This window comes from Mycolicibacterium setense, assembly GCF_000805385.1.
Taxonomy (GTDB): domain Bacteria; phylum Actinomycetota; class Actinomycetes; order Mycobacteriales; family Mycobacteriaceae; genus Mycobacterium; species Mycobacterium setense.
In genome coordinates, this window is the sequence record NZ_JTJW01000003.1 from 105,903 (window position 1) to 122,489 (window position 16,587).

Consider the following 16,587-nt stretch of genomic DNA (forward strand, 5'->3'; position numbering starts at 1 on the left):
GCTCAGCCGATCACCGGAAAGCGGCGCTCTTCGGCCAGCTCGTCCAGCGCACGCTGCATCACCCTGCGGACGTGAGCGTCGACCTCGTCGATGTCGGGGTCTTCACCGAACTCGGCTGCGATGTCGATGGGCGGCAGCGTCTTCATCACGATCTTGCTGGGCAACGGCACATTGAGGGGCAGCACCGCCGAGAGGCCGAACGGGAAACCGAACGACACCGGCACGATCTTGGTGCGGGCCATCCGCGCTATCGGGCCGAGCGCCTTGGCCAGCCCGGTGCCGCGGGACAGGAAGAGCTGGGTTTCCTGGCCACCGATGCCGACCATCGGGACGATCGGAACGCCGGCGTTGATGGCGGCCTTGATGTAGCCCGTGCGTCCGCCGAAGTCGATCTTGTTGGCCGACAGCGTGGGCCGGTACACGTCGTAGTCACCGCCGGGGAACACCACGACGACGCCACCCGAGCGCAGCGCCTCGTCTGCGTTCTCGTGGCTGGCCCGGATGAAGCCGGTCTTCTTGAAGAAGGCCGCGGTCGGGCCGGTCATGAGCATGTCGTGGCTGAGGGTGTAGACGGGCCGCTCGTAGCCGAACTTCTCGTAGAAGCCCGTCGCGAACACCGGCACGTCCAGGGCGAACAGGCCACCGGAATGGTTCGACACCACCAGCGCGCCGCCCTTGGGGAAGCTGTCCAGCCCCCGTATCTCGGCCCGGTGGTAGCCCTTGATGAGCGGCCGCAGCAGGCCCATGACCTTCTCGGTCAGGCCCGGATCCCATTTGGTGATTTCGGACGGGTCGATGTCGGTCGCAGCCACAGGGTCCCCCTGATGTGGATTGGAACGTGTTCTAGTTTTGCTAGTGTACCCAGCTCGCGGGCAAAAAACCCATTTGCTCCCTGCGTTCGTCCAGCTACCGCCCAGTAGCTGCGGTCGATCCTCTCAAAATCGCGGGTCCGGCATGGTCAGCTCTGCTATTTCGCCGGTGACATTGCGCCGGGCCTGCTCCTCCCAGCGCTGCAGGCCGGGCGCCGTGTGGAAGATCGGGCCGGCGAGCAGTGCTGCGAGCACCCGCGCCCGCGCCGACCGGAATACGTCGTCGGGCACCGCCGCATACTCGTCGCGTACCGCGTCCGCATACTGCCGATAACGCGCCGCGGGCGCGCCCAGCACCGACAGATCGGCGTCGCTCAGCACCGCGGCATTGACGTCGCCGGCGTCGACTTTGTGGGACTTGGTCGCCAGCACCAGTCGAGCCACTTCCTCGCGGTCGGCCGATCCGTCCAACAGCCGGCGGGCCAGCATCGCCGAGCGGTCTTCGTTGTCGTCGCGGCCGATGTCGTAGATCGCGTCGTGGAACCACGCCGCGAGCTCGACGGCTTCCCGGTCGAAGTGCAGTCCGTCGTCGGCAAGGGTTCCTATCGCGTCGAGCACCTCACGCAGGTGCGCGACGTTGTGGTGCCTGCGGTGGGATTCCGACCAGCGGGCCAGCAAATCCTCCCGCAGGGCCTCGGTGAGATGGGCAGCCATGGGTCCAGTGTGCGCCGCGGTTGACCTCAACCGTTGTTGAGGCAGCATCATTGAGCGTCATGGGATTAGACCTCGCCGCCTACTTCGACCGGATCGGCTATCAAGGCCCGGCGTCAGCCGATGTGGAAACGCTGCGCAACGTCGTCGCCGCCCACGGACGGTCGATCCCGTTCGAGAACCTGGACCCGTTGCTGGGTGTCCCGGTGTCCGACCTCAGCGCGCAAGCTTTGGGCGACAAGCTCATCACGCGCCGCCGCGGTGGCTACTGCTACGAGCACAACGGCCTTCTCGGCTACGCCCTGGACGAGCTCGGGTACGGCGTCGAGCGGCTGGCCGGTCGGGTGGTGTGGATGAAAGAGCCCGATGCCCCTCTGCCCGCACTCACCCACAATGTGCTGGCGGTGACGGTTCCCGACGAGGCCGGACGCTTCCTGGTCGACGTCGGGTTCGGCGGGCAGACGTTGTCCTCGCCGATCCGACTGCATGCCGGCGCTGTGCAGCAGACCCGCCACGAGCCGTACCGGCTGCTCGAGCTGCCCACGCTCAACGAGCCGGAATATGAGCTGGCCGCGCAGGTTCGCGGGCAGTGGCAGCCGCTGTACCGGTTCACCACGGCGCCGCAACCGCGCATCGACCTGGAGGTCGGAAGCTGGTATGTGTCAACGCACCCCGGTGGGGTGTTCGTCGTCGGTCTGACCGCGGCGTTGGTCACCGATGACGCCAGGTTCAACTTGCGCGGGAGAAACCTGGCCATCCACAGCCGTGGCAATACCGAACGGATCCGATTCGACACGGCCGCACAGGTTCTCGAGGCGCTCACCGAGCGGTTCGGCATCAACCTGTCCGATCTCGACCCGGATGTCGACGTCGAAGCCCGGGTGGCGCAGGTGCTCGACAGCTGATCCTGGCCCGGGCAACCACAGCAGGAAATGTCATGTTCCCGGCGCGGTCGGCCGACCATACTCGGTGACCGTGGAGGACCAACCGAACAGACGCGACCGGCTGCGTGAACTGCTCGACGCCGTCGTCGACGACGACAACTCGGGCGTCGGCGACATGGCGCGCAGCAGCTACGCCTCGGAGTTCCACTTCTCCCGGGAGGTACGCCGGCTCACCGGAGAGCCGCCTGCGGCGCTGCGCCGACGGGTCATGCTGGAGCGGGCGGCCTGGCGGTTGCAGCAGGGTGCCGGCGTGGCGGAGGTGGCCGAGACCGAGGGCTGGTCGTCGGCGGAGGTGTTCTCCCGGGCGTTCCGCCGGGCGTTCGGTGTGCCACCGTCGCGCGCCGGCGATGTCGGCTTCCGGTTGACCGCCCCCAACGGTGTCCACTTCCATCCGCCCCAGTCGTTGTGGTGCGATGCCGACCCGGGCGAGGCATCCGGGCCGGATATCGCCCAGTTCATGCTCGTGCACGATGTCGCCGACACCGAATACCTGATCGGTGTCGGCGGCCGGCTCTCCGAACAGCAATGGGCCCAGGATGTTTCACCGGGGCAGGTGGTCTTGGACTGGGACGGTCCGGAGCCCAGCGTCGCCGCGGTATTGGGAGCGATCGTGTGGACCAAGGAGGTCTGGCTGGCGACCATCGAGGGCAGGGATTTTCCCTCGCGTGACGTGACCCGCAAGGCGGCGGCCGGGCAACTCGCCGCGCACCACCGCGTCATCGGAAAGCGTTGGACCACACTGATATCGGAGTACTCAGCGGCAGGACGGCTCGGCGACACCGTGATCGACGCACTGTGCGATCCGCCGGAATCCTTTCAGCTGTACGGGATCATCGCGCATGTGCTGACCTACTCCGCGCATCGGCGCGCACTGGTACGGGGCATGTTGGCCCGACATGGTCTCGAAGTGGACCGTGGCGACCCACTGGAATGGATGAGGAGGGACTGACCGGTGAAGACCGTGTACTACACCGCGTCGAGCTTGGACGGGTTCATCGTCGATACCGACGACAGCCTGGACTGGCTGATCACCCGCAACATCGATCAGCACGGCCCATTCGGCTACGACGAGTTCATCAAGACGATCGGGGCACTGGTGATGGGTTCGGCCACCTATGAGTGGATCCTGAAGGACCAGCCCGGTGAGTGGATGTACGAGCAGCCGACGTGGGTGTTGACGCACCGGCCGCAGATCATCGCCGCCGGGCATCCGGTGCAGGTGTTCTCCGGAGACATCGCCGAACTGCAGCCGAGCCTCGTCGAGGCGGCGGCAGGTAAGGATGTCTGGGTGGTCGGCGGAGGCGACGTCGCCGCGCAGTACGTCGCGGCCGGGTTGATCGACGAGATGGTGGTCAGCTACGCGCCGTGCACTCTGGGGGCGGGGTCGCCGGTCTTGCCGGTCCGCTCCGAGTGGGTGCTGGCCGAATCCGCGCCCAACGGTGAGTTCGTCTGCGCCCGATGGGTCAGGGCGACGGCCGACTGAGCCGGGGGACACCGTTACGGCGGACGAATTCCCTTGACTTGATGAGGAATTCGAGTTGCCGAGCGACATCGTGCAACGGTTCGACAGATCTTGAGGACCGGCACAACACCACGACCCCCTCGAGTGCCGCTATGCACATCACCGCAAGCGATGACGCGTCGGATTCGTCGAAGCCATCGGCGGTGAAGGCTCCGGCCAGGTCCGTGCGCCAGCGGTCGAAGATCGCGGCCGCGGCCGCGGCCAGATCGGGCTCTTCGTCCGGTGCGGCGATCGCCACCGCGACCACCGGGCAGCCGGAACTGAAGTTACTTCCGGTGAGTACCCGTTCCCAGAACTCGACGAATCGGTGCACCAGATCCCATGCGCTGCCGGATGTTTCGGCGCCCACCACGCGACCGATGGTGTCCGCGGCGTATTGCAGCGCCTCGATCAGCATCTGCCGGCGGCCGCCGGGGAAATGGTGATACACCGACCCGCGTGGCGCACCGCTGCGGGCGAGCACTTCGTCGATCGTGACGCCGGCGGCGCCCCGCTCACGCAGAACCTCCACCGCACTGCCGAGCATGCGGGCGCGGGTCGAGCCACGCTTGTTGCGCGGCTTCGTGGCGGTGTCAGGCGACGCGGTCATGAAGGAACTGCGAGGAACAGCGAAGGAGCATCCGGGGGGTGATGACACGCACCGGGGTGTGGGGTGTGCGAACCCGACGGCTGAACCGGTGACCGGCGAGATTGAGTTCGACGACCCACATCGCGCACCGCCCTTCTATGTCATCCACCATAGAAATGATGGAATCCTCGCATGATGTCGAGTATCCGACAGGCATGCTGGTGTGTAAAAGACTAGCAGGTTAACTGCTTCTGAACAGGTTCTCCCTGTGTCGCGAGGCTCCACCAAAATTATGGTGCCTTGCATAATTCTGTGAGCCGGCGTTGACTGCTCCCATGACGACCGACCCGGCATTCGAAACCCTCACGCTGCAGCGGGACGGCCACGTCCTGCTGATCGGACTGAACCGTCCGGACAAACGCAACGCGTTCAACGTCGCGATGCTCACCGATCTCGCCCTCGCCTACGGACTGCTCGAATCCGATGACGACCTGCGCGTCGGTGTGTTGTTCGCGCACGGGGCGCACTTCACCGCAGGCCTCGATCTCGTCGACGTGGCGCCGTATGTGGCCAGTGGCGATCTACCCATGCCCGAAGGCGGACGTGACCCGTGGCGCCTCGACGGCGACTGGACGAAACCGGTGGTCGCCGCGGCCCAGGGCCGATGCCTGACCCTCGGTATCGAACTGCTGCTGGCCGCCGATATCCGTGTGGCGGCGCAGGACACCCGGTTCGCCCAGATCGAGGTGTTACGCGGCATCTACCCGTTCGGGGGTGCCACCTTGCGCCTACCGCGCCAGACCGGCTGGGGCAATGCCATGCGGTGGCTGCTCACCGGTGACGAGTTCGATGCCGCCGAGGCACACCGGATCGGGCTGGTCCAGGAGGTCACGCCCGATGCCGACACCGCTCTCATCCGCGCCACCGAGATCGCGCACACGATCGCCGACCGGTCCGCGCCGCTCGGTGTCCGGGCCACTCTCGCGTCGGCACACCTTGCGCACACTGACGGGGACGAAGCCGCGATCGCACGGCTGCGGCCCGTGATCGCCGAGCTGTTCGCGACGGCCGACGCCGCCGAAGGCGTGCAGTCCTTCATCGAACGCCGGGCCGCGAACTTCGTGGGCCGCTGAGGGAAATCAGCCGGCGGACTCCAGCGCGACCAGGGCCGCGGCCACCGCGAAGAACTTGTTGGACCCGAGCTGGCGCACGGTCTTGATGTTGAACGCCGCGGCGAGGTGCTCGGCGTCGGCGTCGGTCACCCCGGCGAGCGCCGCAGGCGAGGCATCCAGGATCTCCCCGAGGGACTTGTCCTCGTATGTCTTGTCGAGCGACTTGGCCAGATCAACGGAAACTGCCATGGAAATCTCCTTGCGTCTCGGTGTCGGATAAGCCCGCGCCAGGCTAGTTGGCGAACCTGAATATTGACTGCCGGTGCGACGTGGGCCAAACGAAAAGCGCCCTGAAACCGCAGTCCCAGGGCGCCTTTACGATTTTCGAGGAGTTTTACTCCGGGGTGTAGCCAAACGGCAGCAGCACGCTCTTGGCCTGGGTGTAGGCGTCGATGCCCTCGGGGCCGTTCTCGCGTCCGATGCCCGAGTTCTTGTAACCGCCGAACGGTGCGCCCGGATCGAAGGCATACATGTTCACCGCGTAGGTGCCGGTGCGGATCTTCGAGGCGATCTGGACGGCCTTGGCGAAGTCCGTCGTGTACACGCTGCCGGCCAGGCCGTACGGCGAGTCATTGGCGATGCGCACCGCGTCTTCCTCGGTGTCGAACGGGATCACCACGAGCACCGGCCCGAAGATCTCCTCCTGGGCGATGGTCATCGAGTTGTCGACGTCGGCGAACACGGTCGGCTGAACGAACCAACCCGAATCCAGCCCCTCGGGACGGCCGCCGCCGGTGACGATGCGCGCACCCTCTTCGAGGCCCTTCTTGATGTAGCCCTCGACCCGGTCGCGCTGCTTCTCGGAGATCAGCGGGCCGATCATCGAGGCCGCATCGTCGGGCAGGCCAACCGGCATGGCGGCGACGGCTGCCGAGAGCTTTTCGACGATCTCGTCGTAGCGCGACCGCGGCGCCAGAATGCGAGTCTGGCCCACACATGCCTGACCACAGTTCATCAGGCCTGAGAACACCAGCATCGGGAGCGTGGAATCCACGTCGGCATCCTCGAGGATGATCGCCGCGGACTTGCCACCGAGTTCCAGCGTGCAGGGCTTGAGCTTCTCGGCGGCGATCTTGCCGATCTCCTTGCCGACACCGCTGGAGCCGGTGAAGGTGAACTTGTCGAGCTCAGGATTGGCAGTCAGCGCGCGGCCGGTCTCAGGGCCGCCCGGCACGACCGACAGCACGCCCTCGGGCAGGCCGGCCTCGGTCAGCACCTCGGCGAACAGGTTGGTGGTCAGCGGTGTCTCACCGGCCGGCTTGAGCACCACCGTGCAGCCGGCGAGCAGAGCCGGGCCCAGCTTGTTGCAAGCCAGGAAGAAGGGCACGTTCCACGCGATGACGGCGCCGACGACGCCGATCGGCTCTTTGATGACCAGGGTCTGGCCGTAGATGCCGTCGCGGATGTCTTTCCAGTCGTACTTGTCGGCCGCGCCGGCGTAGTACTGCAGGCTCGATACCCCCGCGCCGAACTGCATCATGTCGACGATGGTCGGCGGCTGGCCGGTCTCCAGCTTCAGCAGGTGCTTGAACTCCTCGGCCCGCTCGTTGATGAGCTCCACGGCCTTGGCCAGCACGGCCTGGCGCTCCTCGGGCGACATCTGGGGCCAGGGGCCCTCGTCGAACGCCTTGCGGGCAGCGGCGCACGCGGCGTTGACATCGGCTTCGGCGGCCAGTGGCACCTGACCGACCTTTTCTCCGGTGGCAGGCGAGAAGACTTCGATGACCTCGGTGGTCGACGGTTCAACCCAGTGGCCGCCGATGAACAGCTTGTCGAACTCGGTGCGCGTGGCGGTGGAACTCTGTGTCATGAGCGTCACACTACCCAGATTTCGGCCAAACGAGAACCTGTTCCAGTTGGTCGGTTCACCGAGGCTGCAGAACCAGCACCAGATTGCTCACCAAGAACTCCCGCAACCCCGGCACCGACGTCATCCACCACGCCCATCGTGGGTGGTAGCGGGGAAATGCGGCGACCAGTGATCCGGTGGCGTGGGCCCATTGCAGGCCGTCGGCCGCCGACACCGCGAACAACGACGAGCCGTAGTCGTTCTTGGGTCGGTGACCGTGTCTGCGGGTGTAGCGCTCGGCGGCCCGGGCTCCGCCCAGATAGTGCGTCAACCCCATCTCGTGGCCGCCGAACGGGCCGAGCCACACCGTGTAGGACAACACCGCCAGCCCGCCGGGTTTGGTCACCCGCAGCATCTCGTTGCCCAGCCGCCACGGGTGCGGCACGTGCTCGGCGACGTTCGAGGACAGGCAGACGTCGACACTGTCGTCGGCGAACGGCAGGGCCATCCCGGAGGCCCGGACAAAGGTGCCTGACGCGGCATGTGCGGCCGGGCTCGGGCCGGATGTGGCCGCTCTCGCGGCTCCGGCATGCGCCTCGCGGGGGTCGGGTTCCACCCCGATGTAGTGCATGCCGGCCTGTTCGAACGCCGACGCGAAGTAGCCGGGCCCACCGCCGACGTCGAGGACTGTGCGGCCGGACGGGGATTCGCCGGTGGCCGCCGTCCACAGGTCGGTGGTCAAGGCGACGGTGTCGGTGGCCAGTGCCTCGTAAAACCGGGCCGGTTCGCTCTGCTCGAACCGGAATTGCGCCAGCAGACGCACCGATCGGCTCAGGGTTGCCCGGCGGGCGAAGCGCGCCGAGATGTTGCTGGGCTGCACCTGACCAACCTACTGACCGGTACCCTCAACACGATGTCTGCCCGTCCTGATCCACGCCTGCGGAGCGTCCTGCTCTTGTGCTGGCGCGATACCGGGCATCCCCAGGGCGGTGGCAGCGAGGCCTATCTGCAGCGGATCGGTGCCTGCCTGGCCGACGACGGTGTCAACGTCACGTTGCGCACCGCGCGCTACCCCGGAGCGGCTCGCCGCGAGGTGGTCGACGGTGTGCAGATCAACCGGGCGGGCGGCCCCTACAGCGTCTACATCTGGGCCGGGCTGGCCATGGTCGCCGCCCGCGTCGGCCTCGGGCCGTTGCGAGGGGTCCGCCCCGACGTGGTGGTCGACACCCAGAACGGGCTGCCGTTTCTGGCGCGGCTGGCGTTCGGCCGCCGGGTCGCGGTGCTGGTGCACCACTGCCACCGCGAACTGTGGCCGGTGGCCGGCCCGATGAAGGGCCGCATCGGCTGGTTCGTCGAGTCCAAGCTCTCCCCGCGGCTGCACCGTCGCAACCAGTACGTCACCGTGTCACTGCCCTCGGCCCGTGACCTCAATGAGCTCGGCGTGGATTCCGGCCGGATCGCGGTGGTGCGCAACGGGCTCGACGAGGCTCCCGGCCGCACACTGGAGCTGCCCCGGTCGACCAGCCCGCGGCTCGTTGTGCTGTCACGGCTCGTGCCGCACAAGCAGATCGAGGACGCGCTCGAGGCGGTCGCGGCACTGCGCGACGAGGTGCCGGGACTGCACCTGGACATCCTCGGCGGTGGATGGTGGCAGCAGCGGCTGGTCGAATACGCCAGATTGCTGGGCATCACGGACTCCGTGACATTCCACGGTCACGTCGATGAAGAGACCAAACACCGTGTGCTGCAGCAGAGTTGGGTGCACGTGCTGCCGTCGCGCAAGGAAGGTTGGGGGCTTGCCGTCACCGAGGCAGCCCAACACGGGGTGCCCACCATCGGCTATCGCGCGTCCGGTGGGCTGACCGATTCGATCGTCGACGGGGTCACCGGGCTGCTGGTCGAGGATCGCGACGCTCTGGTCGCCGGCATCCGTCAGCTTTTGAGTGACCCGGTCATGCGCGTGCAGCTGGGCAGCAAGGCGCAGACCCGGAGTGAGGAATTCTCCTGGAGGCTCAGCGCGGACGCGATGCGCGCCGTGCTGGGATGCGTGCACGAGGGCCAGTACGTCAGCGGGCTGGTGTAGTCCGCTGCCGACGCGCCGCCGCTAAGTGAGTCGGCCTGATCGTCCTGGTACGCGCCAGGAGCTGACGGCCATCCCGACCGCCCCGCCGACGAGGGCGAGCAGCCATACCAGGTGTGCGGCGATCAACAGGCTTCGGTGAGGCGAGGCCGCTCGATCACCGCCTAGCCGGTACACGGCGATATCGCCATCCCGATAGGCCACCGGCAGATCGAGTTTCGCCGGCGCACCGTTGGTTTCGACTACCAACCAGCCGACACCGGCGTCGGCCACCGCCTGCCGGTCTGCGCCTGAGCGCAGCAGGTCCTGCACCGCGCGGGCCCGCGTTCCCTCTCCGGGGACCACCTGGCCACCGATCAGCAGATCACCGGTCGTCAGCACCTCGGCGCGCAGCCAGCGGGGCAGCGGGTCGAGCACGGGAGCACTTCCAGCCCAATAGAATTGACGCATACTGTCCGGTGGCAACGCCACCACCGGCCGAGGGTCGGCGTTGATCTGCTCCGCCGCGGCGGCCCAGCCCGGCGGGTACTGAACCGCGCGCATCTGGTTGCCCACACCCCAGGCCAAGTCGGGTAACACCGCGATCAGCGCCGCGCAACCCACCGCGGCCGAAGCGGCCACGGGCACCCGCGCCCGGCGCAATGTGACCGGCGCGGCGGCAGCGGCCAGCACGTAGCCGGGCATGGCCAGGGCCACCCATTTCTGGCCGTCACGCAACACACCGAGCCCGGGCACCGCCCGGATCGTCGCGTCGACGAACTCCAGTCCGGGACCGGTGGCCATCGCAGCGGGGATCAGTACCGCGGCGCCGGCCAGGATCAGCAGCGGTACCGCGCAGCGGTTGCGGATCACGACGGGCACCCCGAGGGCGACGATGGCGAGCAGCGCCACAGTGGCCACCACCGCGAAAAGCGTTGCGCGCGAGTCGGGTACGGCGCCGCCGTTCCAGATGCCGCCGAGGCCGGCCAGGCTCCCCACGGTGGCCAGGCCGGGCTCGGCCCTGGCCGCGAAAGCGTGAACCCCGGCCGCCGACTCCGGGGATGACACTGTTCCGCCGACAGCCGCGGCCACCAGCCACGGCGTCGCGGCAAGCACTGCGGCGCCCAACGCGAGCGCGGCGACCCGCAGGCGTTCCCAGCCGGGCCCGGGCGCCGCGACGCACACGAGGGCAACCGTCGCGGCCAGCATCAGACCCGTCGGCGTCAACCCGGCCAGCGCGATCCAGAACAGCAATCCCCAGGCCACGGCAGAACGTGGCTCGGTGCGCAGCCGAAACGCGCACACCGCCACCCAGGGCAGGCAGCCGTATCCGACGAGCAGGCTCCAGTGCCCCTGCAGCAACCGCTCGGCCACATACGGATTCCAGACGGCCAGCGTCGCCGCGATGAACTGGCCCGGCAAACCCGATCCCAGGACGGTCGAGGCCAGTCGAGCGGCGCCCCAACCGGCCAGCCACAGACCGGCCACCAGCAAGACCTTGACCACCACCCCGCCGTCGAGCACGGCGGAGGTGATCGCGACGAAGAAGTCCTGGGGCAGCGCCCGTGGAGCGGCCTCGCCGAGCCCCAGCGCGGTATCGGTCAGATACGACTGCGGCGTGGAAACCGCGTCGCGTAAAAGCAGATAACCGGGCGCCAGAAGCGGCCCGGTTATCAGCAGAGACAATGCCAGCGCGTAGGCCGGCAGCACAGCAGAGCGCAAGCTCAGAGCGGCCGGTCCGGTGGTAGGTCGGACGGTCGTTGAGCCGGTAGTTTCTCGGTCTTGGCCTCGGCTCCCGGGACCTGGAAGCCCTGGGTGTCGAAGAAGCCGTGATCGGCGGTGTCGAGCCCGGGATCGATCAGCGTGGACTCGGCGCGCACCGCGAACGAACCCACGACGGCGCCGCCGACCAGGGCCAGCAGGCCGAGCGCGGCGAACGTGATCGGCAGGACACGGGTCCACAGCGACACCCGGTCGCGCTCGTCCTGAGCGGATGCGACCTGGGATTCGACGGTCTCGTCGTTGTAGGTGACCTTGTAGTCGACGTAGGTCACCTCTGGCTTGAGGGCGTCACGTGCGTAGTACTGGTAGCCGTGGTCCTGCGCCTTGACGATGGTGCCCGAAACCGGATCGACCCAGAAGGTGCGCTGCGCGGCGTAGAAGCGGTCCATCGTGATCCGCTCGTCGGGTTCGCCGGGCACACCCCACATCTCGGGGCTGGCGGTGACCGAACTGTCGGCGTCGTCTTCGTAGAGCGATGAGTACTTCACCGGCTCGGCCAGCTTGCCGTCGGAGTCGTAGCCCACGTTCTGGATGAACCGGTAGGTGGTCAACCCGTTGACGTCTTCTTCACCGTCGTAGTTCGCGTCGAACGGCTTCTGCGCGATCGGGTCGAAAACCGGGTAGGTCTTCTTCTCGGTGTCGAACGGGAACCGGTAGGTCAGGCCCTCGTGCGGCAGCGCGACGTTGGTCGGAGGCTTCTCCTCCTCGATGGCCCGCGGCTTCTGCAATGCCCCGCCGGGGTTGTTGTCGCTGGACACGGCCAGCGCGGTGCTGCGGTTCATGGTGACGGTGTCCACCAGCGCCAGCAGCAGGCCGGAGTCCTTCTGCCGATCGGTGCGCCGCAAGGTGCTGCCCACCTGCAGGGTCACCACCTCGGCGTTCGACGGAGACTCCACGCTGACCTGTTGCTGCAGTGCCACCGGCACATTGCGGTCGACGGAGAATTTCGGGGCCACCAGCGATTCAGGATCGAAAGCGGTCGCGGTCCCATCGCTGACGAGGCTCGCATCCAAGTTGAGCGGGATCTTGGCGATCTTGCCCTTGGTGTAGGTGGTCAGCAACAGTGCGGCAATCAGCAGGGCTGCACCCAGCCCCATCAGTCCGCATGCCGCGATACGCAGCGCCACTGCGCGGTTCAAACCGGGCCTCCTTCAGTGTGGGCCAACTCGTCGTGAGGCAAACCCGTTCGACCCTAACAGCACTATTTAAGGCCATCACTTACTCCGGTGACATCCCGGAGGTGCGTTGACCCGCAGTTTGGCGGGGTTGCCACGGCGCGGCACACTGGTCGCCGTGGCGACCGGAGTATCGGACCCGGAAACCGGTCAGGATTCCGGGTCGGATTCGGGGGTCGGCGGAACCCGTAGCTTCCTGCCGGCCGTCGAAGGCATGCGCGCGTGCGCGGCCATGGGTGTGGTGCTCACCCACGTCGCCTTCCAGACCGGACACACCACCGGGGTGAGCGGCCGGTTCTTCGGCCGATTCGACCTCGCGGTCGCGGTGTTCTTCGCGCTCTCGGGTTTCCTGCTGTGGCGCGGTCATGCCGCGGCCGCCCGCGGTCTGCGGCCGCGTCCGCGCAGCGGTCATTACCTGCGCTCCCGCATCGTGCGCATCATGCCGGGCTATGTGGTGGCCGTGGTGGTGATCATCCTGTTGCTTCCGGAGGCCAAGGCCGATCTGACGGTGTGGCTGGCGAACCTGACCCTGACCCAGATCTATGTGCCGCTGACGCTGACCGCGGGGCTGACCCAGATGTGGAGTCTGTCGGTCGAAGTCAGTTTCTATCTGGCGCTGCCGGTGCTGGCGCTGTTGGCGCGGCGGCTGCCGGTGCGGGCCCGCATCGGCGTGATCATTGCCCTGGCGGCGCTGAGCCTGTTGTGGGTGCGCATCCCGTTCTCCGGCACCACCGGGCTCAACCCGTGGAACTGGCCGCCGGCGTTCTTCTCCTGGTTCGCGGCGGGCATGGTGCTCGCTGAACTCACGGTGAGCCCATTCGGCTGGGTGCACCGGCTGGCCCGGCGCCGGGTGCTGATGGGCGTCATCGCCGCGGTGGCGTTCGGGATCGCCGCGTCGCCGCTGGCCGGCCTGGAAGGGCTGCGCCCGGGCTCGGTCGGCCAGGTGACGCTGAAAACGGCGATGGGCGCGATCGTCGCCGGCGCGCTGCTGGCTCCGCTGGTGCTCGACCGGCCGGACACCCGGCACCGGATTCTGGGCAACCGGGTGATGGTCACGCTGGGCCGCTGGTCCTACGGGCTGTTCGTCTGGCACCTCGCGGCGTTGGCCATGGTCTTCCCGATGATCGGCGAGTTCCTGTTCAACGGCCAGATGCTGGTGGTGTTGGTGCTGACCATGGTGTTCGGCTTCGCGCTGGCCGCCGTGAGTTACGCGTTGGTGGAATCACCGTGCCGGGAGGCGTTGCGGCGCTGGGAATACCGGAACGAGAGGCCGGTGCCGCCGTTGGACAGTTCGATCACCGACCAGCCCGAGCCCGCCCCGGTCGCGCGATGACCTCGCCGCGCACGGCGGGCGTGGGTCATCTCAGTACCCGCCCTTGCGGTCGAAGATCCGGCGCGGGTTGTCGACGAGCATCGTGGTGATCTGTTCCTCGGTGACCCCGCGCTCACGCAGCGCGGGCAGGACGTCGTCGTGGATGTGCAGGTAATGACTGTTGGGCAACGCTGTCGCGGTCATCTCATCGGGCAGCGCGTCGAAATAGCACCAAGTGTCGTGGGAGAGCACCATCTTCGCGGCGTGGCCGCGCTCGCACATGGTCGCGACGGTTGCCACCCGCTCCTCGAACGGTAGGTAGACGTCGACGCCGAAGCGGTCCATGCCGATGTAGGAACCGTTGGCGATCAACTCTTCGAGATAACCGATGTCGGTGGTGTCGCCCGAGTGCCCGATCACCACCCGGGAAAGGTCGACACCCTCGGCGGCGAAGATGTGCTGCTGCTCCAGACCGCGCCGGGTGCCCGCGTGGGTATGGGTGGTGATCGGTGCGCCGGTCTGTCGGTGGGCCTGGGCGACGGCCCGTAGAACGCGCTCGACGCCGGGGGTGACACCCGGCTCGTCAGTGGCGCACTTGAGGATCGCCGCCTTGATCCCGGTGTCTGCGATGCCATGTTCGATGTCGCGGACGAACATCTCGGTCATCGGGTCGGTCTGGCCCGCCGCGGGCGCGTTGAAGTGCAAGGCCAGCGGCAGGTCGTTGTAGGTGTAGAAGCCCGTGGCGACGACGATGTTCAGGTCGGTGGCCTCGGCGATCCGGGCGATGCGCGGAATGTAGCGGCCGAGTCCGATCACCGTGAGGTCGACGATGGTGTCGACGCCGCGGGATTTGAGTTCGGTGAGCCGCGCGATCGCATCGGCTTCCCGGCTGGCGTCGTCGCCCCACGACTCCGGGTAGTTCTGGACCAGCTCGGTCGTCATGATGAAGACGTGCTCGTGCATGAGGGTGACGCCGAGGTCGGAGGTGTCGATGGTTCCGTGGGCGGTGTTGACTGTCGGCACCAGCCCGATGCTAGGTGGATCAGTCCGCCGTGTGCGGGGATTCAGGCCAGTCCCTGGTAACGGTGCCCGCGCCGTCGAGTCCCCAGCTGATGATCCGGCGGGGCGCGATCCGGATGATGTCGCCGCTCAGCCCGCCGTCGGTGGTGCCCGCTCCCGGCAATACCGTTGCCGTACCGCGGATTTCGATTCCGCGAGCTTCGGGTGGATGTACTGAGAGCACCGTGTCGACGATGAACGCCACCTGCGGATTGCGAAGCGCGTTGCGCCACTTCTGCGTCGACGCCAGGGCGTGGCCGACGATGTCGATGCCGGCCTCGTCGGGACTCAGGTGGACACCGACCGGTCGGATCTGTGGGTCGCCGTTGCGGCCGACCGTGGCGAGCCGCCCGATCGGTTGGTCGCGCAGATAGGCGAGTTCGGCAGCGGTGAATGTCATGATGTCTGCTTCCTGTCGTGGTCTTCCAGGTATTGGTGCAGCCGGTTGAATACCTTTTCGACGCAGTCGAGTTCGCCGGGGCGAATGTGGTCGAAGAAGAGCTCGTGTACCGATTGGGTGTGCAACGGCACCGCTTGGCGCAGTGTGTCCATGCCGCTGGCGGTGAGCACGGCTCGGTGCCCCCGGTGATCCTCGGGAACCGGTTCGCGCAGAACCAGCCCCCGCTTGGTCATCGAGGTGATCTGGTAGGTGATCCGGCTGCGGGAGAACACCATCTTGTCGGCGAGTTCGCTCATCCGCAGCCGGTGCTGCGGAGCTTCCGACAGCAGCATCAGCACGTGGTAGTCCATCAGCGTCAGGCCGGTCGTCTCGCGTAGCCGTTCATCGAGTTTGGTCTCCAGCCGCAGGCTGGCCTCGATGTAGGGCCGCCAGGCCCGCTCCTGCGCGGTGGACAGGTGCTGTGCCATCGCCGTCACCTCCTCGATTCAGTGATTCTAATTTTAACCTCTTTTCGGCCGTTCCTTGAAATAAACCGGACTCAAGCCTAGTTTCAGATAGTACAAATCTTAACTACTTTGACGGGAGCTCGCCATGACCACCAATTTCGGCCTGATCGACCCAGATGACGCCGTCGTCCTGCTGATCGATCACCAGTCCGGGTTGTTCCAGGTCGTCAACGACCAGGCGCATGACCAGGTCCGCCAACATGCTGTGGCGCTGGCCAAACTCGCGAAGCTGGCCGGCCTACCGGTCATCACGACAGCGTCGGTCCCCCAAGGTCCCAATGGCCCGCTGATCCCGGAGATCCACCAGATCGTTCCCGAAGCCGTCTACGTGCCGCGCAATGGCGAGATCAACGCGTGGGACACCCCGGCCTTCCGCGAAGCCGTCGCCGCCACCGGACGCAAGACCCTCGTCATCGCTGCCGTGATCACCTCGGTCTGCCTGGTCGAGCCGGCGCTGAGCGCGCTCGCCGACGGGTATCAGGTGTATGCGGTGATCGACGCCTCCGGCACCTATTCGCAGGTGTCGCAGCAGACCGCGATGGCGCGACTCGTGCAGGCCGGCGCCGTGCCGATCGACACCGCGGCCGTCGCCAGCGAGGTGCAGCGGACCTGGAACCGTCCCGAGGCCGCCGAATTCGCGGAGCTGTACTCCGGGGTCATGACGAACTACCGGTTGCTCATCGAGTCCTACGACCGCGCGCAGGCCGAGGCCACCGGCAGTGCCGGTGCCGACGCTGAACGAAAACTGGCTGCCGCGGTCTGACGGCGGATCCACCACA

Annotated in this window: 18 protein-coding genes; 7 read left to right on the plus strand and 11 right to left on the minus strand. The window is 67.1% G+C overall.

Going from position 1 to position 16,587, the window contains the following annotated elements; all coding sequences use genetic code 11:
* Positions 1–2 precede the first annotated feature (2 nt).
* Positions 3–812, minus strand: a complete 810-nt coding sequence (locus QQ25_RS02075) for a 1-acyl-sn-glycerol-3-phosphate acyltransferase (RefSeq protein WP_039312814.1) — start codon at positions 810–812, stop codon at positions 3–5.
* A gap of 123 nt (positions 813–935) precedes the next feature.
* A complete protein-coding gene (locus tag QQ25_RS02080; RefSeq protein ID WP_039376891.1) occupies positions 936–1,523 on the minus strand; it encodes an HD domain-containing protein in 588 nt (195 codons plus the stop codon).
* A gap of 59 nt (positions 1,524–1,582) precedes the next feature.
* Between QQ25_RS02080 and QQ25_RS02085 the strand changes: the two genes are divergently transcribed.
* From QQ25_RS02085 to QQ25_RS02095, 3 genes are all read left to right on the plus strand, one after another.
* Positions 1,583–2,425 carry an arylamine N-acetyltransferase family protein gene (locus QQ25_RS02085; RefSeq protein ID WP_039376893.1) on the plus strand — a complete coding sequence of 281 codons (843 nt, stop codon included), beginning with the start codon at positions 1,583–1,585 and terminating at the stop codon, positions 2,423–2,425.
* A gap of 64 nt (positions 2,426–2,489) precedes the next feature.
* The gene (locus QQ25_RS02090; protein WP_039376894.1) at positions 2,490–3,413 is read left to right on the plus strand and encodes a helix-turn-helix domain-containing protein; all 924 of its coding nucleotides are present in this window, start codon (positions 2,490–2,492) and stop codon (positions 3,411–3,413) included.
* Positions 3,414–3,416: 3 nt separating this feature from the next.
* Positions 3,417–3,947, plus strand: coding sequence for a dihydrofolate reductase family protein (locus QQ25_RS02095; protein WP_039376896.1), 531 nt, complete (start codon positions 3,417–3,419; stop codon positions 3,945–3,947).
* Here QQ25_RS02095 and QQ25_RS02100 read toward each other — a convergent pair.
* The gene (locus QQ25_RS02100; protein WP_039376897.1) at positions 3,928–4,575 is read right to left on the minus strand and encodes a TetR/AcrR family transcriptional regulator; all 648 of its coding nucleotides are present in this window, start codon (positions 4,573–4,575) and stop codon (positions 3,928–3,930) included. The two genes, QQ25_RS02095 and QQ25_RS02100, sit on opposite strands and share 20 nt — an antisense overlap.
* Before the next feature lie 314 nt (positions 4,576–4,889).
* Between QQ25_RS02100 and QQ25_RS02105 the strand changes: the two genes are divergently transcribed.
* Positions 4,890–5,687 carry a crotonase/enoyl-CoA hydratase family protein gene (locus QQ25_RS02105; RefSeq protein WP_039376899.1) on the plus strand — a complete coding sequence of 266 codons (798 nt, stop codon included), beginning with the start codon at positions 4,890–4,892 and terminating at the stop codon, positions 5,685–5,687.
* A gap of 6 nt (positions 5,688–5,693) precedes the next feature.
* Here QQ25_RS02105 and QQ25_RS02110 read toward each other — a convergent pair whose 3' ends face one another.
* The 3 genes from QQ25_RS02110 to QQ25_RS02120 form a co-directional block, all read right to left on the minus strand.
* Complete coding sequence (locus tag QQ25_RS02110) at positions 5,694–5,915, minus strand: hypothetical protein (protein WP_039376901.1); 222 nt, start codon at positions 5,913–5,915, stop codon at positions 5,694–5,696.
* Positions 5,916–6,060: 145 nt separating this feature from the next.
* Entirely contained in the window at positions 6,061–7,536 is a 1,476-nt protein-coding gene (locus QQ25_RS02115) for an aldehyde dehydrogenase (protein ID WP_039376902.1), read from the minus strand.
* 55 nt (positions 7,537–7,591) lie between these two features.
* Positions 7,592–8,395 carry a class I SAM-dependent methyltransferase gene (locus QQ25_RS02120; protein WP_039376904.1) on the minus strand — a complete coding sequence of 268 codons (804 nt, stop codon included), beginning with the start codon at positions 8,393–8,395 and terminating at the stop codon, positions 7,592–7,594.
* A 33-nt stretch (positions 8,396–8,428) separates the two neighbouring features.
* Between QQ25_RS02120 and QQ25_RS02125 the strand changes: the two genes are divergently transcribed.
* A complete protein-coding gene (locus QQ25_RS02125) occupies positions 8,429–9,598 on the plus strand; it encodes a glycosyltransferase family 4 protein (RefSeq protein ID WP_039312842.1) in 1,170 nt (389 codons plus the stop codon).
* A gap of 21 nt (positions 9,599–9,619) precedes the next feature.
* Here the strand turns inward: QQ25_RS02125 and QQ25_RS02130 are convergent, their stop codons facing one another.
* On the minus strand, positions 9,620–11,302 hold the full coding sequence (locus tag QQ25_RS02130; RefSeq protein ID WP_276014181.1) for an MmpA family trehalose lipid delivery protein: 1,683 nt from the start codon (positions 11,300–11,302) through the stop codon (positions 9,620–9,622).
* Positions 11,299–12,495: a cell envelope lipid trafficking protein PgfA gene (locus QQ25_RS02135; RefSeq protein WP_039312845.1), complete on the minus strand. Its 1,197-nt coding sequence runs from the start codon at positions 12,493–12,495 to the stop codon at positions 11,299–11,301. The genes QQ25_RS02130 and QQ25_RS02135 overlap by 4 nt, the downstream gene beginning before the upstream one ends.
* Positions 12,496–12,745: 250 nt before the next feature.
* Here QQ25_RS02135 and QQ25_RS02140 point away from each other — a divergent pair, with 250 nt between their 5' ends.
* Positions 12,746–13,864, plus strand: coding sequence for an acyltransferase family protein (locus tag QQ25_RS02140; protein WP_234711850.1), 1,119 nt, complete (start codon positions 12,746–12,748; stop codon positions 13,862–13,864).
* 30 nt (positions 13,865–13,894) lie between these two features.
* Here the strand turns inward: QQ25_RS02140 and QQ25_RS02145 are convergent, their stop codons facing one another.
* The 3 genes from QQ25_RS02145 to QQ25_RS02155 are packed head-to-tail and all read right to left on the minus strand — an operon-like array spanning position 13,895 to position 15,769.
* Complete coding sequence (locus tag QQ25_RS02145; RefSeq protein WP_039376906.1) at positions 13,895–14,866, minus strand: phosphotriesterase family protein; 972 nt, start codon at positions 14,864–14,866, stop codon at positions 13,895–13,897.
* Between the two features lie 19 nt (positions 14,867–14,885).
* Positions 14,886–15,302 carry a PPOX class F420-dependent oxidoreductase gene (locus tag QQ25_RS02150; protein WP_039312851.1) on the minus strand — a complete coding sequence of 139 codons (417 nt, stop codon included), beginning with the start codon at positions 15,300–15,302 and terminating at the stop codon, positions 14,886–14,888.
* Positions 15,299–15,769: a MarR family winged helix-turn-helix transcriptional regulator gene (locus QQ25_RS02155; protein WP_039377703.1), complete on the minus strand. Its 471-nt coding sequence runs from the start codon at positions 15,767–15,769 to the stop codon at positions 15,299–15,301. The genes QQ25_RS02150 and QQ25_RS02155 overlap by 4 nt, the downstream gene beginning before the upstream one ends.
* Before the next feature lie 124 nt (positions 15,770–15,893).
* Here QQ25_RS02155 and QQ25_RS02160 point away from each other — a divergent pair, with 124 nt between their 5' ends.
* Positions 15,894–16,571: an isochorismatase family protein gene (locus QQ25_RS02160; protein ID WP_039376907.1), complete on the plus strand. Its 678-nt coding sequence runs from the start codon at positions 15,894–15,896 to the stop codon at positions 16,569–16,571.
* Positions 16,572–16,587 lie beyond the last annotated feature (16 nt).